The sequence below is a fragment of the Mycobacterium sp. NPDC050441 genome (assembly GCF_040655355.1).
Taxonomy (GTDB): Bacteria; Actinomycetota; Actinomycetes; order Mycobacteriales; family Mycobacteriaceae; genus Mycobacterium.
In genome coordinates this window covers 591,478-617,652 of sequence record NZ_JBFAJS010000002.1, presented here as the reverse complement: position 1 = coordinate 617,652, position 26,175 = coordinate 591,478, and the positions used below count along the sequence as shown (strand labels likewise).

Annotated in this window: 20 protein-coding genes; 3 read left to right on the top strand and 17 right to left on the bottom strand. The window is 67.1% G+C overall.

Going from position 1 to position 26,175, the window contains the following annotated elements; genetic code table 11:
- Positions 1 to 33: 33 nt before the first annotated feature.
- The 6 genes from pks2 to mutA all read right to left on the bottom strand — a co-directional run bounded on the left by pks2 (position 34) and on the right by mutA (position 14,173).
- Positions 34 to 6,309 carry a sulfolipid-1 biosynthesis phthioceranic/hydroxyphthioceranic acid synthase gene (pks2, locus tag AB0I14_RS08025; protein WP_358018455.1) on the bottom strand — a complete coding sequence of 2,092 codons (6,276 nt, stop codon included), beginning with the start codon at positions 6,307 to 6,309 and terminating at the stop codon, positions 34 to 36.
- Positions 6,310 to 7,275: 966 nt separating this feature from the next.
- Positions 7,276 to 8,541, bottom strand: coding sequence for a serine hydrolase domain-containing protein (locus AB0I14_RS08020; RefSeq protein WP_358018452.1), 1,266 nt, complete (start codon positions 8,539 to 8,541; stop codon positions 7,276 to 7,278).
- A 75-nt stretch (positions 8,542 to 8,616) separates the two neighbouring features.
- A complete protein-coding gene (locus AB0I14_RS08015; RefSeq protein ID WP_358018449.1) occupies positions 8,617 to 8,955 on the bottom strand; it encodes a DUF4333 domain-containing protein in 339 nt (112 codons plus the stop codon).
- A 65-nt stretch (positions 8,956 to 9,020) separates the two neighbouring features.
- Positions 9,021 to 9,992 carry a methylmalonyl Co-A mutase-associated GTPase MeaB gene (gene meaB, locus AB0I14_RS08010; protein WP_358018446.1) on the bottom strand — a complete coding sequence of 324 codons (972 nt, stop codon included), beginning with the start codon at positions 9,990 to 9,992 and terminating at the stop codon, positions 9,021 to 9,023.
- Between the two features lie 43 nt (positions 9,993 to 10,035).
- Positions 10,036 to 12,300 (bottom strand): methylmalonyl-CoA mutase, encoded by a 2,265-nt coding sequence (scpA, locus tag AB0I14_RS08005; protein ID WP_358018442.1) that lies wholly within the window; start codon positions 12,298 to 12,300, stop codon positions 10,036 to 10,038.
- A gap of 1 nt (position 12,301) precedes the next feature.
- Positions 12,302 to 14,173 (bottom strand): methylmalonyl-CoA mutase small subunit, encoded by a 1,872-nt coding sequence (gene mutA / locus AB0I14_RS08000; RefSeq protein ID WP_358018439.1) that lies wholly within the window; start codon positions 14,171 to 14,173, stop codon positions 12,302 to 12,304.
- 138 nt (positions 14,174 to 14,311) lie between these two features.
- Here mutA and AB0I14_RS07995 point away from each other — a divergent pair, with 138 nt between their 5' ends.
- Both AB0I14_RS07995 and AB0I14_RS07990 read left to right on the top strand, forming a co-directional pair.
- Positions 14,312 to 15,067 (top strand): TVP38/TMEM64 family protein, encoded by a 756-nt coding sequence (locus AB0I14_RS07995; protein WP_358018436.1) that lies wholly within the window; start codon positions 14,312 to 14,314, stop codon positions 15,065 to 15,067.
- 11 nt (positions 15,068 to 15,078) lie between these two features.
- On the top strand, positions 15,079 to 15,555 hold the full coding sequence (locus AB0I14_RS07990) for a nitroreductase family deazaflavin-dependent oxidoreductase (protein WP_358018433.1): 477 nt from the start codon (positions 15,079 to 15,081) through the stop codon (positions 15,553 to 15,555).
- Between the two features lie 11 nt (positions 15,556 to 15,566).
- Here AB0I14_RS07990 and AB0I14_RS07985 read toward each other — a convergent pair whose 3' ends face one another.
- From AB0I14_RS07985 to AB0I14_RS07970, 4 genes are all read right to left on the bottom strand, one after another.
- A complete protein-coding gene (locus AB0I14_RS07985) occupies positions 15,567 to 16,193 on the bottom strand; it encodes an RES domain-containing protein (protein WP_358018430.1) in 627 nt (208 codons plus the stop codon).
- Positions 16,190 to 16,717: a hypothetical protein gene (locus AB0I14_RS07980; RefSeq protein ID WP_358018427.1), complete on the bottom strand. Its 528-nt coding sequence runs from the start codon at positions 16,715 to 16,717 to the stop codon at positions 16,190 to 16,192. Before AB0I14_RS07980 ends, AB0I14_RS07985 begins: the two co-directional genes overlap by 4 nt.
- Positions 16,718 to 16,793: 76 nt before the next feature.
- Positions 16,794 to 17,990, bottom strand: a complete 1,197-nt coding sequence (locus AB0I14_RS07975) for an SPFH domain-containing protein (protein ID WP_358018424.1) — start codon at positions 17,988 to 17,990, stop codon at positions 16,794 to 16,796.
- A gap of 41 nt (positions 17,991 to 18,031) precedes the next feature.
- Positions 18,032 to 18,466, bottom strand: a complete 435-nt coding sequence (locus tag AB0I14_RS07970; RefSeq protein ID WP_358018421.1) for an NfeD family protein — start codon at positions 18,464 to 18,466, stop codon at positions 18,032 to 18,034.
- Positions 18,467 to 18,523: 57 nt separating this feature from the next.
- Between AB0I14_RS07970 and AB0I14_RS07965 the strand changes: the two genes are divergently transcribed.
- A complete protein-coding gene (locus AB0I14_RS07965; protein WP_358018418.1) occupies positions 18,524 to 19,381 on the top strand; it encodes a hypothetical protein in 858 nt (285 codons plus the stop codon).
- Here the strand turns inward: AB0I14_RS07965 and AB0I14_RS07960 are convergent.
- The 7 genes from AB0I14_RS07960 to ripB form a co-directional block, all read right to left on the bottom strand.
- Complete coding sequence (locus tag AB0I14_RS07960; protein ID WP_358018415.1) at positions 19,378 to 20,409, bottom strand: ferrochelatase; 1,032 nt, start codon at positions 20,407 to 20,409, stop codon at positions 19,378 to 19,380. The genes AB0I14_RS07965 and AB0I14_RS07960 overlap by 4 nt on opposite strands.
- Positions 20,410 to 20,412: 3 nt before the next feature.
- Positions 20,413 to 21,222, bottom strand: coding sequence for an NADH-dependent enoyl-ACP reductase InhA (inhA, locus tag AB0I14_RS07955; protein ID WP_358018412.1), 810 nt, complete (start codon positions 21,220 to 21,222; stop codon positions 20,413 to 20,415).
- 64 nt (positions 21,223 to 21,286) lie between these two features.
- A complete protein-coding gene (gene fabG1, locus AB0I14_RS07950; protein ID WP_358018408.1) occupies positions 21,287 to 22,063 on the bottom strand; it encodes a 3-oxoacyl-ACP reductase FabG1 in 777 nt (258 codons plus the stop codon).
- Between the two features lie 84 nt (positions 22,064 to 22,147).
- Positions 22,148 to 23,155 (bottom strand): VWA domain-containing protein, encoded by a 1,008-nt coding sequence (locus AB0I14_RS07945; RefSeq protein WP_358018405.1) that lies wholly within the window; start codon positions 23,153 to 23,155, stop codon positions 22,148 to 22,150.
- A 77-nt stretch (positions 23,156 to 23,232) separates the two neighbouring features.
- Positions 23,233 to 24,180, bottom strand: a complete 948-nt coding sequence (locus tag AB0I14_RS07940) for a DUF58 domain-containing protein (RefSeq protein WP_358018402.1) — start codon at positions 24,178 to 24,180, stop codon at positions 23,233 to 23,235.
- The gene (locus AB0I14_RS07935; RefSeq protein WP_358018399.1) at positions 24,177 to 25,337 is read right to left on the bottom strand and encodes a MoxR family ATPase; all 1,161 of its coding nucleotides are present in this window, start codon (positions 25,335 to 25,337) and stop codon (positions 24,177 to 24,179) included. The genes AB0I14_RS07940 and AB0I14_RS07935 overlap by 4 nt, the downstream gene beginning before the upstream one ends.
- Positions 25,338 to 25,471: 134 nt before the next feature.
- Complete coding sequence (gene ripB, locus AB0I14_RS07930; RefSeq protein ID WP_358018396.1) at positions 25,472 to 26,140, bottom strand: NlpC/P60 family peptidoglycan endopeptidase RipB; 669 nt, start codon at positions 26,138 to 26,140, stop codon at positions 25,472 to 25,474.
- Between the last annotated feature and the right edge of the window lie 35 nt (positions 26,141 to 26,175).

The following is a 26,175-nucleotide window of genomic DNA, read 5'->3' as shown; positions in this document are numbered from 1 at the left end:
GTGACTCCTCTATAAACTCAACCGAATTCGGCATCACGCCGTCGGTGTCAGCTCCGTGTCGGCATTGGCGATCAATTTCTCGCACAGCCTGTCGGCGAGCCCGCGGACCGTGGTGATGTCCGCCGGGCTGATCCGCACCCCGGTTTCGGTCTCGATCCTGGTCCGTACCTCGAGGTTGCCCAGCGAGTCGATGCCGTATTCGGCCAGCGGCCGGTCCGGGTCGATCGAACGACGCAGCAACACACTGATCTGGTCGGAGACCAGACGGCGCAAGCGTGACGGCCATTCGTCCTGCGGACTGGCGTACAACTCGGTGAGGAAGCCGCTGGCGTCGGAATCCCCGGAACTCGCGGGACGGAACGACTCGGCGAACGGAACGCGCTTGGCAAAGTCGGCGAGCCAGGACACCCCCACAATCGGCGTGTAGCCGGCGTATCCGCGGTTGTACCGCAGCATCGTCTCGAAAGCGTGGGCACCTTCGTCGGGAGCGATCGCCGAGTCGGAGGCATCCGCGAATCCGGTGCCCTTGCCGATCTCGGTCCACGCACCCCACGCGATGGCACTCGACGGCAGTCCTTCATTGCGCCGCCACCCGGTGAATCCGTCCAACCAGCTGTTGGCCGCCGCGTACGCGCCCTGCCCGGGCGAGCCCACCAGGGCCGCGGCCGACGAGAAGCAGCAGAACCAGTCCAGTGATTCCGACCGCGTCGCCTCGTGGAGGTTCCACGCGCCCACAGCCTTTGGTGTCCAGTCTCGGGCCACCAGCTCATCGGTGATGTTCGTCAGCGTGGCGTCTTCGACGACCGCAGCCGCGTGCAGGACACCCCGTAGCGCCAGCCCGGTGGCCGTCGCCGCCGACACCAGCGCCGCGGCGGTGGCCGGATCGGCGATGTCGCCGTTGACGACCTCCACCTCGGTACCGAGGCCCCGTATCCGGTCTAGTTCGGCCACCGCTTCGGCGGAGGGCTGCGACCTGGCGTTGAGCACGATCCGGCCGCAACCGGCCAACGCCATCTTCTCGGCGAGGAACCGTCCCAGGCCGCCGAGTCCACCAGTGATCACGTACGCCCCGTCGGCGCGGAAAACCGGCGCGTGCTCGGGCGGCACCACCGCCGTGACAGAGCCCGACTCCGGGATCTGCAAGACGAGCTTGCCGGTGTGCTCGGCCGCACCCATCAGTTCCAGCGCCGCCGTCCATTCGGTCAGCGGATAGGTGCTGACCTCCGGAAGCGGCAGCGCGCCTTCGGCGATCATGCCGAACACGGTCTGCAGTACGCGACGAACGACGTCGGGCCGGCGCTGGCTCAGCGACGACAGATCGACGGCGTGGAACGACAGGCCGTCCCGGATCATCGCCGGCGTGAGGGTGGCGTCAGTGCGAAGGTCAGCGACTCCGGTCTCGACGAACCGGCCGCCGAAGGCGAGCAGTTCCAGTCCGACGCGTTGCGCCGATCCGGTCAGCGAGTTGAGCACGACATCGACACCGTATCCGTTGGTGTCGCGTCTGATCTCATCGGCGAAGCTCAGCGTGTGCGAGTCGTAGACGTTCTTGATGCCCATGTCGCGCAACAGTTGTCGACGCGCCGGACTGCCCGCGGTGGCGAACACTTCGGCTCCGCACTCGCGTGCGATCGCTATCGCGGCCAGACCGAGGCCTCCGGTTGCCGAATGGATCAGCACCTTGTCCTGTGCCGATATCCGCGCCGACTCTCGCAATGAGTACCACGCCGTTGCATGCGCGGTGGGTACTGCGGCGGCACTGTCCATCGCCAGCTCATCGGGCAGCGCGACGGCAAGGTCGGAGGCACACGTGACGAACGTGCCCCAGCAACCGGTTGTCGCCACACCTGCCACCCGATCGCCGACCTTGTGGTCGGTGACATCGGGTCCGACCGCCGTCACGATTCCGGCGAAATCGCGGCCCAGCGTTGCCGATTGCTCGGCCAGACCGGGATACCGGCCCGAGGCCGCCAGGATGTCGACGAAATTCAGGCTCGACGCGCTGACCCGCACCTCGATGCAACCGGGCTCGGGCGCTGTCCGCTCAAAGGTGGTGAGCTCCAGGGAACTGAAATCCCCTGGGGTACGGATGCTCAGGCGCACGGGATCGGTGGACATGTCGACGGTGGTGGTCAGACGCTCACCGGCGGCCAGCGGGCTGGCCCCCAGTCGCGCGGTGTACCAGTGCCCGTCGCGCCAGGCGGTCTCGTCCTCAGGGCTTCCCGCGAGCAATTGGCGCGCAATGTCCTTGGGATCGGTGCGCTCGTCGACGTCGATCTGAGTCGCATGCAGTTGCGGCTGCTCGTTTCCGATCACGCGGACCAGTCCGCGCAACCCGATCTGGTCGAGGTTGAGTGCGTCTCCGGGCAGAACGGATTGTGCGCCACGCGTGATGAGATGCAGGCGGGGCGCCTGGTCGTCGACGTCGATGAGTTCACGCACGATGTGAACGACACGCTGGACCAGCTCCAGACCCCGGGAACCCGATTGCCGGTCCCCCGTAGCCACAGCGCCGGCCAGGACCAGGGCGACATCGCTGTAGGCCTCTGCACCGAGGTGTTTGCGCAGCGATTCGGCATTGGCCGGTTGGTTCGCCCCTTCGGGCCATACCACCGTCGACACGTCACCGAGATCGGGCTCGAGTGCGTCGGCCAATTCGGTGGTCAGCAGGTCGGAGGCGTCGGACGTGATCAACAACCATTTGCCCGTCCCGGACGTCTGCGCCTCCGGCAGTTCCTGCTCGTGCCACTCAACGGCGAGCAGTCGCTCATTGAAGATGCGGTCCCGCTGACCGCCCTCGGACATGCCGGTGCCCAACCGCAGGCCTCGGACGACCAATAGCACCTCACCGTCCTCGTCGAGGAGGTCGAGATCGGCTTCCACGCTGGTGGCGTCGGCGTTGGTGACCTGCAGCAGGCAGTAATGCGCGGCACGGGTCGAACCGGATGCACGCAGGCTCTTCACGCCCAGCGGGAGCAGCAGACCGCCCGGATCCTCACCTTCGGCGTACGCCGCCACGGACTGGAAGCACACGTCGAGCAGGGCCGGATGAATCTGATAGGCGCCCTGCTGGGACCGGATTGCGCTCGGCAGGGCCACCTCAGCCAGGACACTCGTGACCGGCCCGTCGGCGGTGTATGCCGCCGCCAGACCAGAAAACGCAGGTCCGTACTGAATACCCTTGTCCCCGAACCATTTCCGCAGCACGTCCCCTTCGACGCGACGGGGATGGGCCGTCTTGAGTTCGGAGAGATCGTGCCGGGCCGGGGCATCAGACGGGTCCACCTCGACGATCACCGCCGCGGCACGCCGGATCTGCTCGCTCTCCCCCGCCGTCTCGACCAGGAATTTCACGGCGCCTTCAGGGGTCACCTTCGCCTCGGCCGAGACCACGGTCTCGTCGTCGAGCAGCAGCATCTGTTCGAAGGTGATGTCACGCACCTCGCAGGCATCGCCCAACAGTGAGCGGCCGGCCGCCAACGCCATCTCGCAGTACGCAGCGCCCGGAAGCGCGGCCACGTTGTGGACCTGATGGTCGGCCAGCCACGGCTGGGCGTCGACACCGACGTCGGCCTGCCAGACATGCCGCTCGGGATCCTCGGGAAGGACGACATGTGCACCCAACAACGGATGGACGCTGAGCAGATGTCCACCGCCGGGAAGGTGCTCACGAGCGTCCCGACTGACGGTCAGGGGCAGACGGGTCCAGGTGGGCAGGGGTGCGTCGGCGAGGGCGCCCGCCGGGTACAGCGTCCCGAAGTCGACGGCGGCACCCGCACTGTGCAGGTCGCCGACGTACTGCAACAGGCCGGTGGGCATCTCGGTCTCGCGTCGCATACTCGGCAGTGCCGCGATGTTGATGTCCAGGCTGCGGGCGACCTGTTGGGCCGGGTGGACCAACAGTGGGTGCGGGGCCAGCTCACCGAACACCCGGTAGCCGTCTTCGAGAGCGGCCTGCACCGCAGCCGAGAACCGCACGGCGTGGCGCAGATTGTCGACCCAGTAGTCGGCGTCGGTGTAGGGCTCGTCGCGTGGGTCGTACGAGGTTGACGAGTAGTACGGCACCGTCGGCGTGAGCGGGGTCAGGTCAGCGAGCGCCTCGGCGAGGCCGTCGAGGATCGGATCGACCTGTGGCGAATGCGACGCGACGTCGACCGCGACCTCGCGGGCCATGATGTCCCGCTGTTCCCAGTCGGCGACGAGCTCTCGGATGCGTTCGGTGGTTCCACCGACCACGGTGGATCGCGGCGAGGCGATCACCGAGATCACCACGTCCTTGATGCCTCGCGCGGCAAGTTCGGACAGCACATGTTGTGCGGGAAGTTCGACCGAGGCCATGGCGCCCGAACCCGAGATCCGGGTCATCAGGGTCGACCGCCGGCAGATCACCCGCACGGCGTCCTGCAGCGACAACGCACCCGCGACCACGGCGGCCGCTGCCTCGCCCATCGAATGGCCGATGACAGCTCCGGGCTGCACTCCCCTGGACTTCAGCGCCGCTGCGAGCGCGACCTGCATCGCAAAGATCGTCGGCTGCACCCGGTCGATGCCCCCGACCGGCTCGGGATCCGAAATCGCCTCGGTCACAGAGAAACCCGACTCTTCGGCGATGAGGGGTTCCAATTCGGCGATGGCCGCCGCGAACGCAGGCTCGGTGGCCAGGAGTTGCGCACCCATCCCCGCCCACTGCGAGCCCTGGCCCGAGAACAACCACACCGGTCCGCGCTCGCCGGCCCCCACTGCAGGCTCGTACACGGCGTCGCCCTCGGCGACCTCCCGCAGCGCTGCCCCGAGTTCCTCGGCGGTCGCGGCCGTCACCGTGGTTCGGAACGGCCGGTGAGCCCGGCGCCTCGTCAGTGTGTAGGCCAGATCCGGCAACGGTTGATCGTCGGCCTCGTGGATCAGCCAGTTGGCCAACCGGCCGGCAGTACGGCGCAGTTCGTCGGCCGAGGTGGACGACACCGCGAAGATCATCGGCTCGGCAGCGCCGGCCGGCGCACCGGCAGGTTCAGTCCCGGCGGCAGGCGCCTCGAGCACTGCGTGCACGTTGGTGCCGGACAACCCGTAGGACGACACGGCAGCGCGCCGCGGGTGCTCCCCGGCGACGGGCCATTCCGTCAGTTCGGTGGGTACGACCAACGAACTGTTGAGCCGGGCCATCGACTCGGGCAACTCGGTGAAATGCAGGTTGGCCGGAACGGCGCCGTGCTGCAGCGCGAGTACGGCCTTGATCAGACCGATCGCCCCGGATGCCGACTGGGCGTGCCCGATGTTCGTCTTCACCGACCCGAGGGCGCACGGTCCCTCGGTGCCGTACACCGCGGCCAAGCTGGCGAACTCGATGGGATCGCCGACGGGGGTTCCGGTTCCGTGGGCCTCGATCATGCCGACGGTCACCGGATCGACCCCTGCTGCGGCCAGTGCCGCACGGTAGACCGCGCTCTGCGACTCCTCCGACGGGGTCGCGATGTTGATCGTGCGGCCATCCTGGTTGGCCGCGGTCCCGCGGATCACGGCCAGCACGCGGTCGCCGTCACGCTCGGCATCGGCAAGACGCTTCAGCAGCACCATCGCGACGCCCTCGCCCGAGACGAACCCGTCGGCGCCGACGTCGAACGCGTGGCAGCGACCGGTGGGCGACAACATTCCCTGCGCCGAGCCCGCCACCATCTTCTTCGGGTCCAGCAGGAGCGAAGCGCCGCCGGCCAGGGCCAGGTCGCTTTCCGACTCGTGCAGGCTCCGGCATGCCATGTGAATGGCCAGCAAGCCAGATGAGCATGCCGAGTCGACCGTCAGCGCGGGTCCGTGCACGCCCAGTGCATAGGCCACGCGGCCCGACGCCAGGCTGAAGTTCGTCCCGGCGAAGCCGTAGGCACCGTCGAGCGCGTCGGCCTCGGCAGCGACCATCTGGTAGTCGTTGTGCGTCATACCGAGGAAGACACCGGTCAACGAACCGGAGATGTCGCCCGGAGCGCGGCCCGCGTGTTCGAGGGCCTCCCACGACGTCTCGAGCAGGAGCCGGTGCTGCGGATCGATGGACGGCGCCTCGCGCTCGCCGTAACCGAAAAAGTCCGCGTCGAATCCCGCGACGTCGTCGAGGAACGCACCCCACTTGGAGACCGAACGACCAGGAACTCCGGGCTCCGGGTCGTAGTACTCATCAGCATCCCAGCGATCGAGCGGAACCTTCGTGACGAGGTCGTCACGCCGCAGGAGGGCCTCCCAGAACCGAGCCGGTGAGTCGATCCCCCCGGGCAGACGGCAGCCCATGCCGATAACGGCAATCGGGGTGACTGGTGTCTCGGCCAAGTTGGCTCACCTCTCTCGATGCGATCGATCAGCAAAGCGTCGATCAACATACTTAGAACGCGGAAAAGAATGTGCGCTACGTCGCCCACGACGCACGGTACCGAATCCCCGTATCCGGTACGAGTCGTTGCCAACGCGGGTCCGTAGCCTAGCGCGTGACCCAACCAGATGTTGGAAACGCCCGATCGCAAAAACGTTCACGCGTTCGCTGCGCCGACCAATACTTGAGAAATGGCAGCACCGGTCAATTTCACCAGCGAGACACCGAAGAGGGTCCGGCGACGCCCCCGCTGACCACTAATTCTGCTGTGGCACAGCAACATTCGGTATGCCGACCCGCGCTGTCACTCTGCAGCAGAAATTATCCCGCTAACTAACACTCGGCTGATTTCGGCCGTGGAGACACATTTTCTCAGGTTGTCCATAGTTTGGAAACGTTGTTCAGTTTGCCACTCACAGTTAATTCATAGGTCCCCTGCCAATAGTTAGCTGGCCACCGGCACGCAAACTCCGGGATCCGTATTTGAACCGAATTCATGTTTCACCGACGGGACGCTCGATAACGGTACGAATGTGTACCCGAACGACGCATCAGCTAATGGGCATTATTGACTATGCAACGTCATAACCAGCATTGATCGCCACCGCCGGCCTGAGTGTCGCAACGCCCGGGACATCCGCGTACCAAACCCCGGGGCCAGGGCAGGCCTGTTGAGATCCAGCCCACGGCAAACCTGAATGCGTGACAGAAACCACATTCTGTCTACTAAGGCAAAGAAGTCGAGGTTAACGGTGGACATGCGCTGCAATCCCGGGAAGGGCATCCCATACCTGGGACATGGTGTGATGTATATCACTGCAGGTGGAAGCGGTACGCCGCCGTTCCCGCCCCGCTCTCAACCCCCCGCAACGAATGGAGCCGACCTGACATGTTCTCAGGTCGGCTCCGGCGATCGGAAAGACGGACTATCCCGCGGCGGGCTTGGGTACCTCGTACGGTGACGCACCGAGATCCGGCACGGCCCCGAATCCGCGCTCACGGGCGCGAGCGACATCCTTGCGGATCAGAGCGTTGAGACCGACGAAGGCAGCCATGTCCAACACCATCGGGGTCAGCAGCCGGTTGTGCACAAACCCGATCGCCAACCCGCTGGCCGGATCCGCCCAGCCAACCGACCCGCCGAGCCCGACATGGCCGAATCCGGGCATGATCCCGAACGGCACCGAGTGATACCCGAGATGGAAGCCGAGCGGCACCCCCAGATTGCGATCCGGGCGTAAACCGGGCGGACCGGCCAGACCGACAACAACGCGCTCAGACAGGTAATCCACGCCACCGAGGCGGCCCTGGTTGGCGATTGCACCGTACATCCGGGCCAGGCCACGGGCGGTGGCAACACCGTTGACGGCGGGCGCCTCGGTGTCCAGGAACGGGGTGTCGCCCTGAACCAGGGACATCACCCCGGGGAAGTACATCGAGCCGAAGGCGCCCGAGAAGTTCAGCCCGGCTACCCGCGGAGCCACGAAGTCGAAGACATGGTTGGGCCACCGTCGTTGCGGAATGAGAATCTGTGCGGCCCGGGTCGGGGCGTCGGCCGGCGGGCGCCCCAGATGTAGACCATCGGTGCCCAACGGCTCGGCCAACTCGATGCGGAACAGCTCACGCATGCTCTGCCCCGTCACCGCGCGAGCCAGACCCGACAACAGCCAACCATAGGTGAGCGCGTGATACGCCGACTTGCCGAACAGCACTGAGTTCACCGGCGCCGCCGCGACCCGGCCCTCCATCACCCGGTAATCCAGCAGATCGGCTTTGCTGACGCCATTGAGCTGAGACAGGCCGGCCTCGTGCGCCATCACCTGCCGCACCGTGACGGAGGATTTGCCATTGGCCCCGAATTCAGGCCAATACTTGCTCACCGGGCCGTCGTAATCGATCAGACCGCGGTCGACGAGACGGTGGATGACCGTCGAGGCCATGCCCTTCGTCGCGGAGAACACCATCGCACCGGTGTCGGCCGTCCAGTGCTGCGTACCGTCGCGGTCCGAGTAGCCGGTCCAGACGTCGACCACCGGTTGACCGTCTTGGAGGATCACCAGCGCACCGCCGCCGTACTTCCGGCCCGGGAACAGTTTCGAGAAGCCGCGGACCGTGCAGGAGAAGTTCCTGTCCGCCGCGCCTTGGACGCCGTGTGGAAGCGCCTCGTCGCGCTCCCCGTTGTGATCGGTCACACACTTGAATTTACCTGGCCCCCCGGCAAATTCCACAAGCGTTACCTACCTGTTAGCCGGGGCCCGGCTAACAGGTCAGGAACTCGGCTTGTCATCCACCTTGAAGTCGATGTTGACCTTGTCGGACTCGATGTTCTTGACCGTGGCCGTAACGCCGTACTTGCTGCCGTCCTTGGCTGTCAGCACACAATGCTGGGTCGCCCCCACTTTCCCGACGATGCCGTCGTCGCAGGTCACAGACTTGGCCTTGCGCTTGGCCGCGGCTTCCAGCTTCTCCTTCGCCATGGTTTGCAGCTTGGTCTTGGCCACCGTGGGCTGTGTGCCCGTCGACTGGCCGCCACAGCCGGCCAGCACCGCTCCGCCGACCATTGCGGCGGCCACCAGCACACGCAGTTTCGCCTTCACGTCCCTCATCTCGGGTCAGCCCAGCCTCTCGCTTCGGTGTCGCTGCGAACAGCGTAAGTGCGCCGGTCCGGGTGTCAGTCGGCCGCGTCGAGAATTTCCTGCGCGGCCAGGGCCGGAGTGAGTTCACCCTCGCGCACCCGACGCTCCACGTCGTCCCGGATGCTGCGCACGCCGGGATGCGACATCACGCGGTCCAGCACGGTGTCACGCACCATCGACCACGTCCAATCCACCTGCTGCACCCGGCGCCTGGCCTCGAACTCGCCGGCGTCGGTGAGCACCTGACGATGTTTGAGCACCGTCTCCCACAGCTCGACCAGCCCATGGCCTTCGATCGCGCTCATCGTGAGAACCGGTGGCCGCCACAGTGTTTCGCGCGGATAGATGAGACGGATGGCGCCCGTCAGTTCGCGGGCGGCAGCCTTGGCCTCGATTGCGTGCTCGCCGTCGGCCTTGTTGACGACGATGACATCGGCCAGCTCCAGCACGCCCTTCTTGATGCCCTGCAGCTGGTCACCGGTGCGGGCCAGGGTGAGGAACACGAAGGTGTCGACCATGTTCGACACCGTGACCTCGGACTGCCCCACCCCGACCGTCTCGACCAGGATGACGTCGTAGCCTGCCGCCTCCAGCAGAACAATGGTCTCCCGGGTGGCCTTGGCCACGCCGCCGAGCGTCCCGGACGTCGGCGACGGCCGGATATAGGCATCCGGATGCACTGCCAGACGGGCCATGCGGGTCTTGTCACCCAGGATCGAGCCACCGGTCCGGGTCGACGACGGGTCCACCGCCAGGACGGCGACCCGGTGGCCGGCCTCGATGAGGTACATGCCGAGAGCTTCGATCGTCGTCGACTTGCCGACGCCGGGAACCCCGGTGATGCCGATGTGTTGGGCTTTGCCCGCGTCCGGCATCAGCTCCAGCAGCAACTGCTGAGCCTGGTCACGATGGTCGACCCGGGTGGATTCGACCATCGTGATGGCTCGCGCCAGCGCGGCGCGGTCACCACTGCGGACCGCGGCCGCGAGCTCAGGAACCGAATTCATATCCCAGGTCGCTCCGCTCCTGCCCGCCGAATGAGAGCCACTGCTAGCTCAGCTGGTAACCGAGCCGGTCTGCCAGCTTCTGCAGCAGGCCGATGGCGGCATCGGCGATCACGGTGCCCGGCGGGAAGATCGCGGTCGCCCCGGCTTCGTACAGCTCGTCGAAGTCCCCGGGCGGGATGACCCCGCCGACGACAATCATGATGTCGGGCCGACCCACCTCGGCCAGCGCGTCGCGCAGCGCGGGCACCAGGGTGAGATGCCCCGCAGCCAGCGAGGACACCCCGACCACATGTACGTCGTTGTCGGCGGCCTGACGAGCCACCTCCTCGGGGGTCGAGAACAGTGAGCCCACGTCGACGTCGAAACCGATGTCGGCGAATGCCGTCGCGATCACCTTCTGCCCACGGTCGTGCCCGTCCTGACCCATCTTGGCCACCAGGATGCGCGGCCGTCGGCCGTCGGCCTCGGCGAACTTACTCACCAGCTCCGTCGCGGTAGACATTCCGCCGACCTTTCCAGCTCCCCCGATTTCGTCGCGGTAGACGCCCGAAATCGTACGGATCTCAGCCTGATGGCGCCCGTACACCTTCTCCAGTGCGTCAGAGATCTCGCCGAGGGTGGCCTTGGCGCGGGCGGCGTTGATGGCCAGCGCCAGCAGGTTGTTGCCCAGCCCGTCCTCACCGGCCGAGCCAGTGGCCTCGGCTGCGCGGGTCAGCTCGGCCAACGCGGCCTGGGTGGCCGACTCGTCCCGGTCGGCCCGCAGCTGCTGCAGCTTGGCCAGCTGTTCGGCCCGGACCCGGCTGTTCTCGACCTTGAGCACCTCGATCTCTTGATCCTCGGTGACCTGGTACTTGTTGACGCCGATCAGCGGCTGTGCGCCCGAGTCGATACGGGCCTGCGTACGGGCGGCGGCCTCCTCGATGCGCAGCTTCGGGATTCCGTCGCTGATGGCCTGCGCCATGCCGCCGTGCTCGGCGACCTCCTTGATGTGCGCCCGGGCCCGCTCGGCCAGCTGGTGCGTGAGCCACTCGACGTAGTACGAGCCGCCCCAAGGATCGATGGGCCGGGTGGTGCCCGACTCCTGCTGCAGCAGCAGCTGAGTGTTGCGGGCGATCCGCGCCGAGAAATCGGTGGGCAGAGCCAGCGCCTCGTCGAGTGCGTTGGTGTGCAGCGACTGGGTGTGCCCCTGGGTGGCCGCCATCGCCTCGACGCAGGTACGGGCCACGTTGTTGAACACGTCCTGCGCGGTCAGCGACCAGCCCGAGGTCTGCGAATGGGTACGCAGCGAGAGCGACTTGTCGTTCTCGGGGTCGAACTGGGCCACGAGCTCGCTCCACAGCAGGCGGCCGGCACGGAGCTTGGCCACCTCCATGAAGAAGTTCATGCCGATGCCCCAGAAGAAGCTGAGCCGCGGCGCGAACTTGTCGATGTCCAACCCGGCTTCGAGGCCGGCCTTGATGTACTCGACACCGTCGGCCAGCGTGTAGGCCAGCTCCAGATCGGCTGTCGCACCTGCCTCTTGGATGTGGTAGCCCGAAATCGAGATGGAGTTGAACTTCGGCATCTTCGCGCTGCTGTAGGCGAAGATGTCCGAGATGATCCGCATCGACGACTTGGGCGGATAGATGTAGGTGTTGCGGACCATGAACTCTTTGAGGATGTCGTTCTGGATGGTCCCGGCGAGCTTCTCCGGCGGCACACCCTGTTCCTCGGCCGCGACGACGTAGAGCGCGAGGATCGGCAGCACCGCGCCGTTCATCGTCATCGACACACTCACCGACGACAGGTCGATTCCGTCGAACAACTGACGCATGTCGAGGATCGAATCGATGGCCACCCCGGCCATTCCGACGTCACCGGCCACCCGCGGGTGGTCCGAGTCGTAGCCGCGGTGGGTGGCCAGGTCGAAGGCCACCGACAGACCCTTCTGACCGGCGGCCAGGTTGCGCCGGTAGAACGCGTTGGATTCGGCGGCGGTGGAGAACCCGGCGTACTGACGGATTGTCCACGGCTGGTTGACGTACATCGTCGGGTACGGCCCACGCACGAAAGGCGGTGCGCCGGGGAAGGTGTCGAGCGGGTAGCCGGCCGCGGCCGCGTCGTCGCGGTCGGCGGAGATGTACACCGGCTTGACGTCGATGCCCTCGGGCGTGGTCCACGTCAGCTGTTCAGGGGTGTAGCCGTGTGCGGCGGCGGCCGCCGCGACATGCTCCTGCACCGCATCCGGGGTGGCCGGCTGGGCCGGGGTGTCCCCGCGCAGCGGTACGTCGGCGAAACTACGGATCTCTGATCCTGTTGTGGCTGTCATCTCAGGCCCCCAGTCCGGTGAGCAGGTTCGACAAAGCTTCGACCGCATCGATTTTGGCGGTCAGGTATCCGTCGGGCTTCGAATCAGCCTCGGCGACAGCCTTTTCCGGGCCGGCCAGGAGTACCTGACGCACTCCGGCCGCGTGTGCGGCTGCCACCGCGCCGGAGGCCTCGGCACCGTAGCGGGCGTCGGTACCGCACAGCACCGCAACCGTCGGGGCCCCGGCATCGGCCACCGCGGCGGCGATCGCGGCCGCCTCGACGATCCCGGGGTTGACCGCCTCGATGCCGCCGGAGGCCAGCAGGTTCGACGCGAATGTGGTGCGGATGTTGTGCTCGGCCAGTGGTCCGAGCGGCAGCAGCAGAACCCTGGGGCGGGCTCCGGTGGCCGCGAGGAACGCATCCGAGCGGTCGCGCAGCGTCTCGAACCCGGCTGCGTACCGGGCGATCGACGACACCGAAGATCCCTGCGGGAGCGGCTGTTCGTCGAGGTTGGGGAATTCGTTGACACCGGTGATCGCGGTGCGCCGGTGCGCGATGTCGTCACTGCGCTTGGCAGCGACCTCGGCGATCTGGGCCGCGATGTAGTCGCGGGCCGCGACGAAGCCGCCACGCGCCTCGATGTCCTGGAAGTGCGCCCAGGCCTGCTCGGCGAGCTGAGCGGTCAGATCCTCGACGAACCACGAGCCGCCGGCCGGGTCGAGCACCTGACCGATGTGCGATTCCTCCAGCAGCAGTAGCTGGGTGTTACGGGCGATGCGGCGCGCGAAGCTCGCCGACGTGCCGTCCAGGCCGTCGGGAATCGCCGCGTCGAACGGATGCACCTGCACGGTGTCGGCTCCCCCGACGCCCGCCGAGAAGGCGGCGAGCGTGGTGCGCAGCATGTTCACCCAGGGATCACGCTGGGTCATCATCGGCAGCGAGGTCACAGCGTGAATCCGGGCAGCTCCGGCGTCAGCAGCGCCGACCACCTCGGCGACCCGCGCCCAGAGCTGCCGCGCGACGCGCAGCTTGGCGATCGTCATGAACTGATCGTCGTCGGCGGCGTAACGGAAGCTGATCTGCCGCAACGCATCCGGTGTGGACACCCCGCCGTCGCCGAGGACGCGCAGGTAAGCGACCGCCGCGGCGACCGATCCTGCGAGCTCCCAGGCCGCGCTGGCGCCCAGGTTGTGGAACGCCGGACCGTCGACGGTGATGGCCCGGACCCCGCCGGCGTAACCGGTGAGCTTCGCGACGGCGGCCGGCAGGTCAGCCTCGTCCGCGGTGTATTTCCCCGACAGCGGTGCGGTCAGCGGGTCGGCTCCCAGGTCGATCGACAGCCGCGAGCGCTGGTCCTCGTCCAGGTCTTCGAGCAGTGGCAACACCGCATCGGCGGTGGCGGCCACATCCGCGCCGGCGTTCGCAACGGGTTCAAAGATCACCGGCACCAGATCCAGGAACACGCCGTCCAGCAGACGGTCCAGCTCACCCAGGGCGATACCGCCCTCGCCGCCGACCCGCAGGGCCAGGGCGCTGGCCCCTTCGGTCAATGCCACCAAGACGGCACCGTTGACCGTGCCGACCGCGGTATCCGCGACGGCGGGGAAGCTCTCGACGACCCTCCAGCCGGACTTCACGTCACGCAGCGCGTCGCCGCCGCGCACGAACGGCCACTGCCCCGGCAGGGTGGGCTCGGGCCGCGCGTCGAGGCTGGTGTACAGCGGCCGGATGACGAAACCCTCGTACGTCTGCGAATCCAGTAGGCGTTCCGGCTCGGCCGGCAGATCGGCCACGTCCCGCCGACTGCTCTTGGCCAGCACGCCGGCGACCGCCGTCCGCCACTGCGCGCGGTCCGACTCAACCGCACTCGTCCCCTGTAACGACACCCGCATCTCCTGTTATCGCAGCGTGTGACCTACCCACTCGCCCCTCAGGCTAAATGATCGCCATCACGGCCCTGACCGCTGGTAGGTCGACTCACGGCCGCGCCCATCGGAGTTCCCCGCCGATGGCCCGTACTGTTGTAAGACGTGAAACCCGTCGTCAGAACCCTGCGCGTGGTGCGCGCCGCGGTGCTGGCGACAGCTTCCCAATTGCCGACCCGGCGGATCGTGGGCCTGCTGGCCGGGATTGTGATTCTTGTCGCAGTTGCCGTGCTGGTTCCGTTGCCGACGGCGATGCAGATGCGGGACTGGGCCACGTCGGTGGGCCCGTGGTTCCCGCTGGTCTTCCTCGGTGCACACATCGTGGTGACCGTCTTCCCGTTCCCCCGCACCGCGTTCACCCTGGCTGCGGGCCTGTTGTTCGGGCCGGTACTGGGCGTGGCGATCGCGGTGGTGGCCAGTGCGGTGAGCGCCGTGCTCGCATTGTTCTTGATCCGGGCGGCCGGTTGGCAGCTCAATCGGCTGGTCCCCCATCCTCGGATCGACACGCTGGATACCCGGCTGCGCCGGCGCGGCTGGCCGGTGGTGTTGTCCATGCGGTTGATCCCGGCGGTGCCGTTCTCGGTGCTGAACTACGCGGCCGGCGCCTCTGGTGTGCGGGTCGTGCCCTACACACTCGCGACGCTGGTGGGGTTGTTCCCCGGCACGGCGGCCGTCGTCGTTCTCGGTGACGCGTTGACCGGGAACATCAGCCCGGCGCTGGTTCTGGTGTCGGTGAGCACCGCCGCGCTCGGCGTGGCCGGCCTGGTCTACGAATGGCGCCTCCATCACCGCGAGCGTGCGCATCTGGAGGCCGACCCCCCGCGGTCGGTGGGCATTTCACGCACGCTCACGGAATCCTGAGGAGACAACGGATGGCCGCGCTGCCCGATCTCGGTGCCAAACTCCTACGCAACCGGCGACTCGTGCGTGCCCCGATCTGGCTCTACCGGATGCGTGCCGGGGCGCTGTTCGGCACGAGGATGATGATGCTCGAGCACATCGGTCGCACATCCGGCGCACGCCGCTACGTCGTGCTCGAAGTGGTGGGCCGTCCGAACCCCGACACCATCGTCGTCGCTTCGGGTTTCGGCGCGAAGGCCCAGTGGTTCCGCAACGTTTCGGTCAATCCACAGGTCCGGGTGTGGCTCGGCAGTCACCGGCCGGCCGCCGCTGTCGCACGTGCGCTCGATCAGCAGGCCGTCGACCGGGTACTGGCGAATTACCGCTCGCAGCATCCGAAGACGTGGGAACAGTTCAGGCTCATCCTCGAGGAGACGCTCGGCCAACCGATCACCGATACCGATGCACCGCTGCCGATGGTGGAACTGCGGTTGCAGCCCCGCCGCTGATCCCCACCGTCCTAGCCCGGTGGAGGTTGGATGCGCACCTGACGCCGAGTGGGCCGATGCGCCACGATGATGCCGACGGTCACGCAGGCCTGCACGCCGCCGGTCGGTGACGAGTCGACGGCCCAATCACATTGTCCCGCACCCTCGAACAGGGCGACCGCATTCGCGCCCGCGCCGGTGCTGAACCGGGTCTGATAGCGAATTCCGGTGTGACGCCCGGTGGCGAAGAAGGCCGCGGCCCAGGCCTGCGGCAGCGCGTAGTCCGGGCACGTACCGATCTCGCGGGTCATCCCGACGAACGAGGCCGCCCGCGGCGAACACGTGTTGGCCAACCATCTGGCGCCCGGCGCCCGCACCCTCGACACCGCGGTGCGGGCCGCGGCCTCGAACGTGACCGCGCCCTGGCGCACCAGGTCGTGCCCGAAGCGCTCCCGCAACGCCGTCGTGACATCGGTTGCCAGATAACAGGTTCCGTTCGGCGGGAGCAGATCGAAGCGACCGGTCAGATCTGAGGAGAACCACCACGGTGACTTGTCCACGGCGTGTGCCCGGTACAGCTGATGGTCTGTGCGCAACCGGGACCGTGGGAACCCGGCGACATCCGGCGGTGAACCGAGTGCGGGCCGTTGACGGCTCATGCGCTCCAACTCGCGGCGGTCTCCCGCGCCATCTCGATCACCCGTTGCGGATCCCCACCGTGGCGCAGCCAGTCCGCGGGGCAGGACCCGTCGAGTCGGTCACTGGGCGCCCGCATCCACAGCGCGGCCATCCACGGATCGTCGGTGCCCGCGGTCAGCGCGACCAGCACGTCGCGCAGCGAGGGAATGGTGGCGCCGCTGTCGAGAAACTGCCAGGTCGGGTACACGACCCCGCCGTCGTCGAGCGGGCAGGCCAAAACCGTGTACCGCGCCACCTTCTGGTGCAGCGCCTGGCGGGTTACGCCGAGCCAGCGGGTCAGCCCTGCCGTGTCGTAGAACGGCCCCGTGATCTCGTCGAACACATGGCCCAGCGGCAAAGCGGCCACCATGGCGTCGGCGATCTCCTCCGGGTCGCCGAATGCCTCCGGGCCGAGGCTGGCCTCGTCGGCCCGACGCAACCGCTCATGGACCTTCCGGCTGACCGACCGCATGATCTGACGCTCGAACAATGCGAGATCGGTCATCGAAGCCTCCCAGATGCGTCAACCTCGTCAAGTCTACTGCGTCAAGGAAGTCAAGCAAGGCGCGCGAACCCGAAGACTACGCGCGGTGCGCGCCACCCTCCAGTTCATTGGGCGGGATCCCCGGCGGGGTCCCCAATGACTGCTGCGGCGCTGGGGCACCCAGCGGCGGCGGGGTGGCCCGTGCCGCTTCCTCGGCCTTCGCAACGGCCCGTGCGATCTCCGGATCGGTTTCGGTGTTGAACCACCCGGCAACCTCGTCAGAATCGTCTTCCGGCTTGGGCAGATCCTGCTCCACCGGCGGCGGGGTGTAGCGGAAGACCCCGTCCTCGCCGGGCGCGCCCAGCATCTTGGTGAACCCCTGCAGGGCCGAACCGAAATCACTGGGCACCAGCCACACCTTGTTGGCCTCACCCTTCGCCATCTGCGGCAGCGTCTGCAGATACTGGTAGGCCAGCATCTCCGGAGTGGGCCGGCCCGCCTTGATGGCGGCGAAGGTCTTCTCGATGGCCTTGGCCTGGCCCTGGGCCTGCAGATACTGGGCGGCTCGTTCACCCTGGGCGCGCAGCATCCGGGACTGCCGATCTGCCTCGGCCGCCAGGATCGCGGCCTGCTTGGCACCTTCGGCGGCCAGGATCTGCGACTGCTTCTGGCCTTCGGCCTGTTTGATCGACGACTCCCGCACGCCCTCGGCGGTCAGGATCATGGCCCGCTTGTCACGGTCGGCCTTCATCTGCTTTTCCATCGACTCCTGGATCGACGGCGGCGGGTCGATGCTGCGCAGCTCGACCCGCGCCACCCGCAGCCCCCAGCGACCTGTCGCCTCGTCAAGCACACCTCGCAACTGGGCGTTGATCGAGTCGCGTGAGGTCAGCGTCTGCTCCAGGGTCATGCCACCGACCACGTTGCGCAGCGTCGTGGTGGTCAGCTGCTCCACACCGACGATGTAGTTGCTGATCTGGTACACCGCCTTGGCCGGGTCGGTCACCTGGAAATAGACCACCGTGTCGATGTTGAGCGTCAGGTTGTCCTCGGTGATCACCGGCTGCGGCGGGAACGACACCACCCGCTCACGCAGGTCCACCCGCGCCCGGATCCGATCGATGAACGGCACCAGCAGCGTCAGCTGGCCGCTGACCGTGCGGCTGTACCGGCCGAGACGCTCGATCACCGCAGCCTCGGCCTGCGGAATGAGTGCAACCGACTTGGCCACGATGATGATCGCGAACACCACAAGCACAAGCAGCAAGATCAGCCCGGCTACGGCACCTTCCATGGTGAATCCCTTCTGAGGTACTACGTCGTTTTGCAGAGCTACTACATCGTTTTGAAGACCACCGCGGTGGCGCCGTCGATCCTGACAACGGTCACGTGATCACCCGGTTCGTACACATCGTTGTCGTCGAGGGGCCGCGCCGTCCAGATCTCTCCGTCGAGCTTGACCTGCCCCTCGTGCTGCGCCACCCGGTCCAATACCAGCGCGGACTTGCCCTCCAGCGCCTTGACCGGTTCCGGAAGTCCCCGCCCGGCCTCGAAACGGCGCCGCAGCGCGGGCCGGACCAGCACCAGCAAAAGGACGGAGACCACGAGAAACACCACTCCGTCGGCCCACAGTGGCAGGTCGAACAGCCAACTCGATCCGGTCGCGGCCAGTGCACCGCCGGCCAGCATGAGCAGGAACATGTCGCCGGTCAGCGCTTCTGCCCCGGCGAGTCCCAGCGCCAGGATGAGCCAGATCAGCGGAAGGGGCATAGGGACACCCTAGCGAATCCGACCTGATCGGCGACCGACAATTACACTGCCAGGATCATGTGGTGTCCAAGTGCAACTCTCTCGATGTGGGCCAATGCCTGGCTCGCGGGCGCAGCCGCGCCCGACGACATCCTCGACGCGTTATCCCAGTGGGCACCAATGCATTCTGTGACCGCCTACGACTCGCAGGCCGCGGTCCGTACCGGGCTGCCCTGGCCTGAGTTGGAAGACTCGGGTTCGGTGTCGTTGTTGCAGACTCTGCGCACCGCCGTCGGCAGATCCGGTACCCGGCCCTCGATCAGGGTCGCCCTGCCGGTGCCCGGCGATGTCCGCGGACTGCCCGCGGGTTCGCAGTTCCAGCGCGATGCGCTGACCGTAGGTGAAGCGGTGCTGGTGACCCATGACGAGCTCGACGGCGTCGGGCTGGTGCCGGAGTTCGAATATTTCGAATTCGACGACATGGAAACCGAATCCACGTTCGAGCCCGAGCCACGGGCACTGTCGTGGACCGTGTACTCACTGCCCGTTCTGCCGCCGCCTCAGCACTACGATCTCGGCGAGGCCGAGTACGAGTTGCGCTCAGCCGTGCGCTCTGCCGCCGACACGCTGGTCGCATTGCGAGACGGTATCGGTGTCGATGTCGACGATCCCCGGGGCATGGTCGAAGACATCCTCGAAGCCGGACGGATGCACCGCATCCCCGACCACGCCCCCACCCGGGCCGTGCGGGTGCTGGAGAACGCCGCGCACGTGGAAGCGATCACCACCGTGAGTTCGGGACTGATGCCGATCGGCCTGCAGAGTTCCTCGGAAGTTCAGATCGCCGGCGACGCCATGCGGCCGCTGGCTCAGGTGGTGCGCTCCGCACGGTTGGCCGCGCTCGAGGCCATCCTGCAATCTGCTTGGCGTGACTAGCTTTTCGCGCCACAGCAGTGCGGTGAGCACGGCGCGCCGTTGACGCTGGATCCGTAACCTGCGACGGGATCGGGACCGGCGACCCGCAACGGCTCCGCACCGGTGCGCAACTCCTCGATCAACCCGGCGGCCAGCCGGGCGAACCGCACGTCCGCGTTCGGTGTGCCGGCCCGCGCGAAGGCGATGCCGGCCCCTTCGGCCTGCAGCCGCAGCTCGTAATCGAGGTCCCACACCACCTCGATGTGGTCGGCGACGAATCCGATCGGGCACACGATGACCGCCCGGGTTCCCTTCTGACCCAACACAGTCAGATGATCGGCCACGTCGGGCTCCAGCCACGGGATCCGGGGCGGACCCGACCGCGACTGCCAGACCTGGTCGTAGTCGCCGTAACCCGCAGCGGTGGCCACCAGGCGCGTCGCGTAATCGACCTGACGGCTGTAGAGCCGCGGGCCGTGGCGCTCATCGGCAGCGATGGGCACCGAGTGGGCGGTGAATACCAGCCGGGCCTCGTCGCGCACCTCGGCCGGCAGGGTGGCGGCCGCTGCCGCGATCGAGTCGGCGAACATCTCGACCAGCAGCGGATGGTCGAAGTACTGGCGCAGTTTGACCAGCTCCGGTGCGCCGGCACCTACCGCGGCCCGAGCCCTGGCGATGTCCTCGACGTACTGGGTGCAGCTCGAGTACCCACCCCAGGCCGACGTGGTGAACACCGCCGCCCGCCGAATACCGTTGTCGCGCATCGCCGCAACTGTGTCCTCGACGTACGGTTCCCAGTTTCGGTTACCGAAATACACGGGCAGATCGGGCAATTGCAGTTTCAGCTGCTCGATCAGTGCCCGGTTGATCCCGTTGATCGGCGATACCCCACCAAAATGCAGGTAGTGCTCGGCGACGTCGGCCAACCGCTCGGCGGGGATTCCGCGCCCCCGGGTCACATTCTCCAGGAACGGCATCACCTGCTCCGGTGCCTCCGGTCCCCCGAAAGACAGCAGCAGGACAGCGTCGAAAGTACCCGGGCCGTCCATACGCTAGAGCAGCTGGGTGCTGGCGCCGCCGTCGGCGTAGATGATGGTGCCGGTGGTGGCGGGCAGCCAATCGGACAGCAACGCACACACGGTCTTGGCGACCGGCGTCGGATCCTTCATGTTCCAGCCGACAGGTGCGCGCTGATCCCAGCCCTCTTCCAGGAGCCGCATCTGATCGCCGGCCTCGGCGCCCAGGGCGCCGCCGACGATCGCGCTCATGGCCAGGGTCCGGATCGGTCCGGCCGCAACGAGATTCGAGCGAACACCGAACGGGCCGGCTTCGCGGGCGACGAACCGGTTGACCGACTCCAGCGCACTCTTGGCGACTGTCATCCAGTTGTAGGCCGGCATCGCGCGGGTCGGGTCGAAGTCCATGCCGACGATGCTGCCGCCCTCGTTCATGACCGGCAGCGTGGCCTTGGCCAGCGAGGCGTAGGAGTACGCCGAGATGTGGATGCCCTTGGCGACATCCGCGTACGGGGCGTCGAAGAAGGGGTTCACCCCCATACCGGTCTGCGGCATGAAGCCGATCGAGTGGACCACGCCGTCGAGCTTGTTGCCCTCGCCGATGACACCGGAGATCCGGTCGGCCAGGCTCGCCAGGTGCTCCTCGTTCTGCACATCGAGTTCCAGCAGCGGCGCCGGCTTGGGCAACCGGTCGGCGATGCGCTGGATCAGCTTCATCCGGTCGAACCCGGTGAGCACCAACTCAGCCCCGGCCTCCTGGGCCACCTTCGCGATGTGGAACGCGATCGACGAGTCCGTGATGATCCCGGTGACGAGAATGCGCTTGCCTTCGAGCAAACCTGCCATTAGTGCGACTCCTTCTTGGAGAAAGTTTCAGTAGACCAATATCTTTGGGCCAGATCCAGGTGGATCAGTGACCCATGCCCATGCCGCCGTCGACGGGGATCACCGCACCGGCGATGTAGCTTGCGTCCTCGGAAGCAAGGAAGCTCACCGCGCCGGCGACCTCCGCGGCGGTACCGACCCGCTTGGCCGGGATGAATTCCAGGGCACCCGCCTGAATCCGCTCGTCCAGGGCGCGGGTCATCTCGGTGTCGATATAACCCGGGGCCACCACGTTGGCGGTGACGCCGGCCTTGGACAGCTCCCGGGAGATCGAGCGGGCCATACCGATCAGACCGGCCTTGGCGGCCGCGTAGTTGGCCTGGTTACCGATGCCCCACATGCCGGAGACCGAACCGATGAAGATGATCCGGCCGAAACGCTTGCGCTGCATGCTGCGCGAGGCCCGCTGCGCCACCCGGAATGCTCCGGTGAGGTTTGCGTTGATGACGTTCTCGAACCGCTCCTCGGTCATCCGCATGAGGAACGCGTCCTGGGAGATGCCGGCGTTGGACACCAGTACCTCGACCGGACCCTGGTGCTCCTCGACCTCTTTGAACGCGCGGTCGACGGCCTCGTTGTCGGTCACGTCGCACACGACGCCGAACAGCCCGTCGGGTGCGCCGGACCCGCGGTGCGTGACGGCAACCTTGTGTCCGTCGTCGGCCAGTCGCTGCGCGATCGCCAGGCCGATCCCCCGGTTTCCACCGGTGACCAGGACGGAACGGGGAACGAACCCGGGCCGGCCGCCGGCTTCTGCAGAGGCGGTTCCGGAGTCGGCTTCGGTGGCAGCACTGTCACTCATGCCCGCCAACTTATCTCGTCACCAGCATGGTCTGAAAATCGCCTCACCGGTGCGGACTGCCGTCCGGGAACGCGTGATCGCGGCTTAACCGGGCAGTCTGCGGTTGATCAGCAGAGCCGCCACCCCGGCCACGGCCAGCACCAACGCGCCCAGCCGCAGCCAGCCGAGGCTGGCATCGCCCTTGATGGTCTCGTAGCCGATCTGCTGCTGCAGCGAGGTGAACACCTGCTTGAGCTGTTCGAGGCTGGACGCGGTGAAGGCGTCACCGCCGGACAGCTTGGCGATCTTGCCCAGCATCTCGTCGTCGACCGGAACCGGCTGGCGCTGGTCGTTGATCTCGACGTAGCCGTAGGGCGTACCAAAGGACACCGTGGAGATCGGCACCCCCTGGTCCTTGGCGGTGCGCGCTGCGGTGTAGGCACCCTTCGGGTTGTCCGGATTGGACGGCACGGTCTCCTTGCCGTCGGACATCAGCACGATGCGTGCGGGCGGCTTCTCGTCACCGCCGCCGATCACCGCACCTACGGTGGCGATCGCCTGCAGTGCGGTGAAGATGCCCTCACCCGTGGCGGTCCGGTCGGCCAACTGCAGCTTGTCGAGGCCGTTCTTGGTGGCATCACGGTTGGTGGTCGGCTGAACCAGGACGGTCGCCGTTCCGGCGTAGGCGATCAGGCCGAGGTTGATCCCCGGGGTGAGCTGATCGGCGAACTGCTTGGCGGCCTCCTGTGCGGCGGCCAGCCGGCTGGGCGCGACGTCGGTGGCACGCATCGACTGGGATACGTCGATCACCAGCATCACCACCGCGCGATTACGCGGAATCCGCACATCATGGGTGGGACCGGCCATCGCCACCGTCAACAGGACGAGCGAGGCCGCCAACAGGGCTGCCGGCAGATGCCGCCACCGGGTCGGCTGTTTGGGCGCCACACTTTCGAGCAGCTCCATGTTGGCGAACCGCAGGATCCGCTGCTTGCGCGCGCGCTGCACGAGGACGTAGTACGCCATCAGGCCCAGAACCACGAAGAGGAACAGGAACCACCACGCGTGCGCGAAGCCTGTCAGGCTCATCGGACCGAGAATCGGTAAAGTCATGTACTAGAAGCCATTTCAGTTAGTTGCTCATCCTCGCGCAAGCGCTCATCGGAGCTGTCCCCTCTTCGCGCAAGCGCTCATCGGCCCGCCATGGCGCCGCGCCGCCGACTCGCCACGAACCGCACCACATCGGCGATCCAGTCCCGGTCGGTGCGCAGGCTCAGCAGCGGTGCATCGCAACGCCGCAACGTGCGTGCCACTTCCTCCCGGTGTGCCGCGGCGGCCCGCTCGAAGTCACTGCGCAACTGCTCGTCGATGGTGAACTCGCGGGTGACACCGGTTTCCGTGTCCTGGAGCACCACATCGCCGACGGCAGGCAGTTCGACGTCGCGTGGGTCGAGCACCTCGATGCCGAGCACCTCGTGCCTGCCGGAGATCGCCCGCAGTGGGCGCATCCAGTTGATCGGGCCGAGGAAGTCGCTGATGATGACGGCCATCCCTCGACGACGCTCCGGGCGGCGCAACGCATCGATGGCGGCGGCCAGATCGCCGCGAACCCCGGTCGGGGCCTTGGGCATCGTTGCAATCGTGCGCAGCATCTCCTGCTCGTGAACCCGGCCGGACAGCGCAGGCACCCGACGCACCGATTCACCGTTGGCGATGATCGCGCCAATCCGGTTGCCGCCACCGCTGTTCAGGAAGGTGATTGCCGCCGCGGCCGCCACGGCCAGGTCGCGCTTCTCGCAACTGGTGGTGCCGAAGTCCAGGCTGGCCGACATGTCGACGACCAGCCAGGTCTCCAGCTCACGGTCGGCGATCATCTGCCGCACGTGCGGCGTCATCGTCCGCGCCGTCACCGACCAGTCCATCCGGCGCACATCGTCGCCGGGCTGGTAGATCCGCGAGTCCCCCGGCTCGGAACCCGGACCCGGGATCAGACCGAGGTGGTCGCCGTGGAGCACGCCGTCGAGCTTGCGCCGAACCGTCAGCTCAAGCTTGCGCAGCGCGGCCGTGAGGGCGGGGTCGCGGATCTCGCCGCGTTGCAGCGACGGCAGGTCGACGGTGCGGCCTGCGGAGTCGGTCACCGACCGCTGGCCGCGCCGGCCGCGGCAGGAACGGCGGGCGGAACCGAATGCCCTTGCTGCGGAAGTGCATTCACCTGAGGTAGCGCGACGGTCTGCATGATCCGATTGATCACGGTCTCCGCCGACACTTCGTCAGCCAACGCGTCGTAGGTCAGCACCAGGCGATGGCGCAGCACATCGGGGATCACCTCGACGACGTCCTGCGGGATGACGTAGTCACGGCCCCGCACCAACGCCAGCGCGCGGGCCGCCGAGATGATGCCGAGTGAGGCACGCGGCGAGGCACCGTAGGCGATCCACGCCTTGGCGTCGGGCATGCCGAACTTCTCGGGCTCGCGCGTCGCGGTGACGATCCGCACCACGTAGTCCACCAGCGCGTGGTGCACGAACGTGCTGGCCGCGAGTTCCTGCAGCCGCAGCAGGTCGCCGGTGTCCAGGATCTGCTTGGGCTCCGGGGGCTTCACGCCCATCCGGTAGATGATCTCGCGCTCTTCTTCGGGCGTCGGGTAATCGACGTTGAGCTTGAACAGGAAGCGGTCGCGCTGGGCTTCCGGCAGCGCGTAGACGCCTTCCTGCTCGATCGGGTTCTGGGTGGCCATCACCAGGAACGGGCTGGGCAGCGGGAAGGTCTTGCCGCCGATGGAGATCTTGCGCTCGGCCATCACCTCGAGCAGTGCCGACTGCACCTTGGCCGGCGCACGGTTGATCTCGTCGGCGAGCAGGAAGTTGACCACCACCGGGCCGAGCTCGATGTCGAAGTCTTCCTTGCCCTGACGGTAGATGCGGGTACCGATGATGTCGGTGGGCACCAGGTCAGGGGTGAACTGGATGCGGGCGAACGTGCCGCCGACCACCTTGGCGAACGTCTCGACGGCCAGCGTCTTGGCCACACCGGGCACACCCTCGAGCAGCACGTGGCCCTTGGCGAGCAGACCGACGAGCATCCGCTCGACGAGCTGGTCCTGGCCGACGATGATCCGCTTGACCTCGAAGATGGCGCGTTCCAGGGTGTGCACCTCGGCCTGCAGGCTGCCGTTGGTCGTGGCTGGGGCGGCCGGCGCGGTGTGGGAGCCGGCCGACCCGGGCGGAAAGCCCGGCGCCGCGCTCGAACCCGGATAACCTCCGGCGCCCTGCGGCGGTCCACTCGGTGACGTCATCAACTTCCTCCCACGGTGTTCGACTAAAAAACGCTGGTCTTGCCTTTTGCTCAGCGGGCAATCGGGTGCCCGCCGTCAACTATTCCAGGCACTTCGAGATCCGTCGACGCTGCCCGGAAGACTTCAGGTTCCCCTCAGGATTCGACGATGCGGGCCGCATAGGGCTGGATGCCCGACATACGAACCGGGCTCACCGTCACTTTTTCCGCACTTCCCGATGCCTCGAGCATCTTGCCGCCACCGAGGTACATCGCCACGTGCTGGCTGCCGCCGGGACCCCAGAACAACAGGTCACCGCGTTTTGCCTGGGCCACCGGGACCTTACGGCCGGTGTTGTACTGGTCGCCCGAATACTTCGGAATCTGCACACCCACGCCGGCGTAGGCGTAGCGGGTCAGGCCCGAACAGTCGAAGCCCATTTTTCCGGCGTCGTAGTCCACCCCCGGCCCGGGCCCGGTGAGCGTGCCGCCGCCCCAGGAATACGGCACTCCCATCTGGGTGCCGCCCCTGCGGATGGCGTATTCGATGGCCTGCGGTCCGCGTACCCGGCCACCGGGGAAGGTCGAGGCGGACTGTTTCGGGGCCAGACCGATGGTCTGCAGGAACTGCGAACCAAGGCTCTGTGTGGTCTGCAGCGCGATCTGGCTGACCTGGAACGAGGCGTTGGCGATGGCCACCGGATCCCCCGGCGCGCCGGAGCTGACGATCTTCGGCAAGGTCGGATCCCATTGGCCGTCGTCTGGCGCAGCGTTGGCCGGCGCCACCAGACTGATCGCCGCAAACGCGGTTGCGGCGATCAGCATCAGGCAACGTAAGGCGAAGGAGCGCAATGTATTCC

Coding starts and splice junctions, on each gene's coding strand:
- AB0I14_RS08015 (WP_358018449.1), bottom strand. CDS start 8,955: ATGAGGGACGTGAAGGCGAAACTGCGTGTGCTGGTGGCCGCCGCAATG.
- meaB (WP_358018446.1), bottom strand. CDS start 9,992: ATGAATTCGGTTCCTGAGCTCGCGGCCGCGGTCCGCAGTGGTGACCGC.
- scpA (WP_358018442.1), bottom strand. CDS start 12,300: ATGACAGCCACAACAGGATCAGAGATCCGTAGTTTCGCCGACGTACCG.
- mutA (WP_358018439.1), bottom strand. CDS start 14,173: ATGCGGGTGTCGTTACAGGGGACGAGTGCGGTTGAGTCGGACCGCGCG.
- AB0I14_RS07990 (WP_358018433.1), top strand. CDS start 15,079: ATGGCCGCGCTGCCCGATCTCGGTGCCAAACTCCTACGCAACCGGCGA.
- AB0I14_RS07985 (WP_358018430.1), bottom strand. CDS start 16,193: ATGAGCCGTCAACGGCCCGCACTCGGTTCACCGCCGGATGTCGCCGGG.
- AB0I14_RS07980 (WP_358018427.1), bottom strand. CDS start 16,717: ATGACCGATCTCGCATTGTTCGAGCGTCAGATCATGCGGTCGGTCAGC.
- AB0I14_RS07975 (WP_358018424.1), bottom strand. CDS start 17,990: ATGGAAGGTGCCGTAGCCGGGCTGATCTTGCTGCTTGTGCTTGTGGTG.
- AB0I14_RS07970 (WP_358018421.1), bottom strand. CDS start 18,466: ATGCCCCTTCCGCTGATCTGGCTCATCCTGGCGCTGGGACTCGCCGGG.
- AB0I14_RS07965 (WP_358018418.1), top strand. CDS start 18,524: ATGTGGTGTCCAAGTGCAACTCTCTCGATGTGGGCCAATGCCTGGCTC.
- AB0I14_RS07960 (WP_358018415.1), bottom strand. CDS start 20,409: ATGGACGGCCCGGGTACTTTCGACGCTGTCCTGCTGCTGTCTTTCGGG.
- inhA (WP_358018412.1), bottom strand. CDS start 21,222: ATGGCAGGTTTGCTCGAAGGCAAGCGCATTCTCGTCACCGGGATCATC.
- fabG1 (WP_358018408.1), bottom strand. CDS start 22,063: ATGAGTGACAGTGCTGCCACCGAAGCCGACTCCGGAACCGCCTCTGCA.
- AB0I14_RS07945 (WP_358018405.1), bottom strand. CDS start 23,155: ATGACTTTACCGATTCTCGGTCCGATGAGCCTGACAGGCTTCGCGCAC.
- AB0I14_RS07935 (WP_358018399.1), bottom strand. CDS start 25,337: ATGACGTCACCGAGTGGACCGCCGCAGGGCGCCGGAGGTTATCCGGGT.
- ripB (WP_358018396.1), bottom strand. CDS start 26,140: ATGCTGATCGCCGCAACCGCGTTTGCGGCGATCAGTCTGGTGGCGCCG.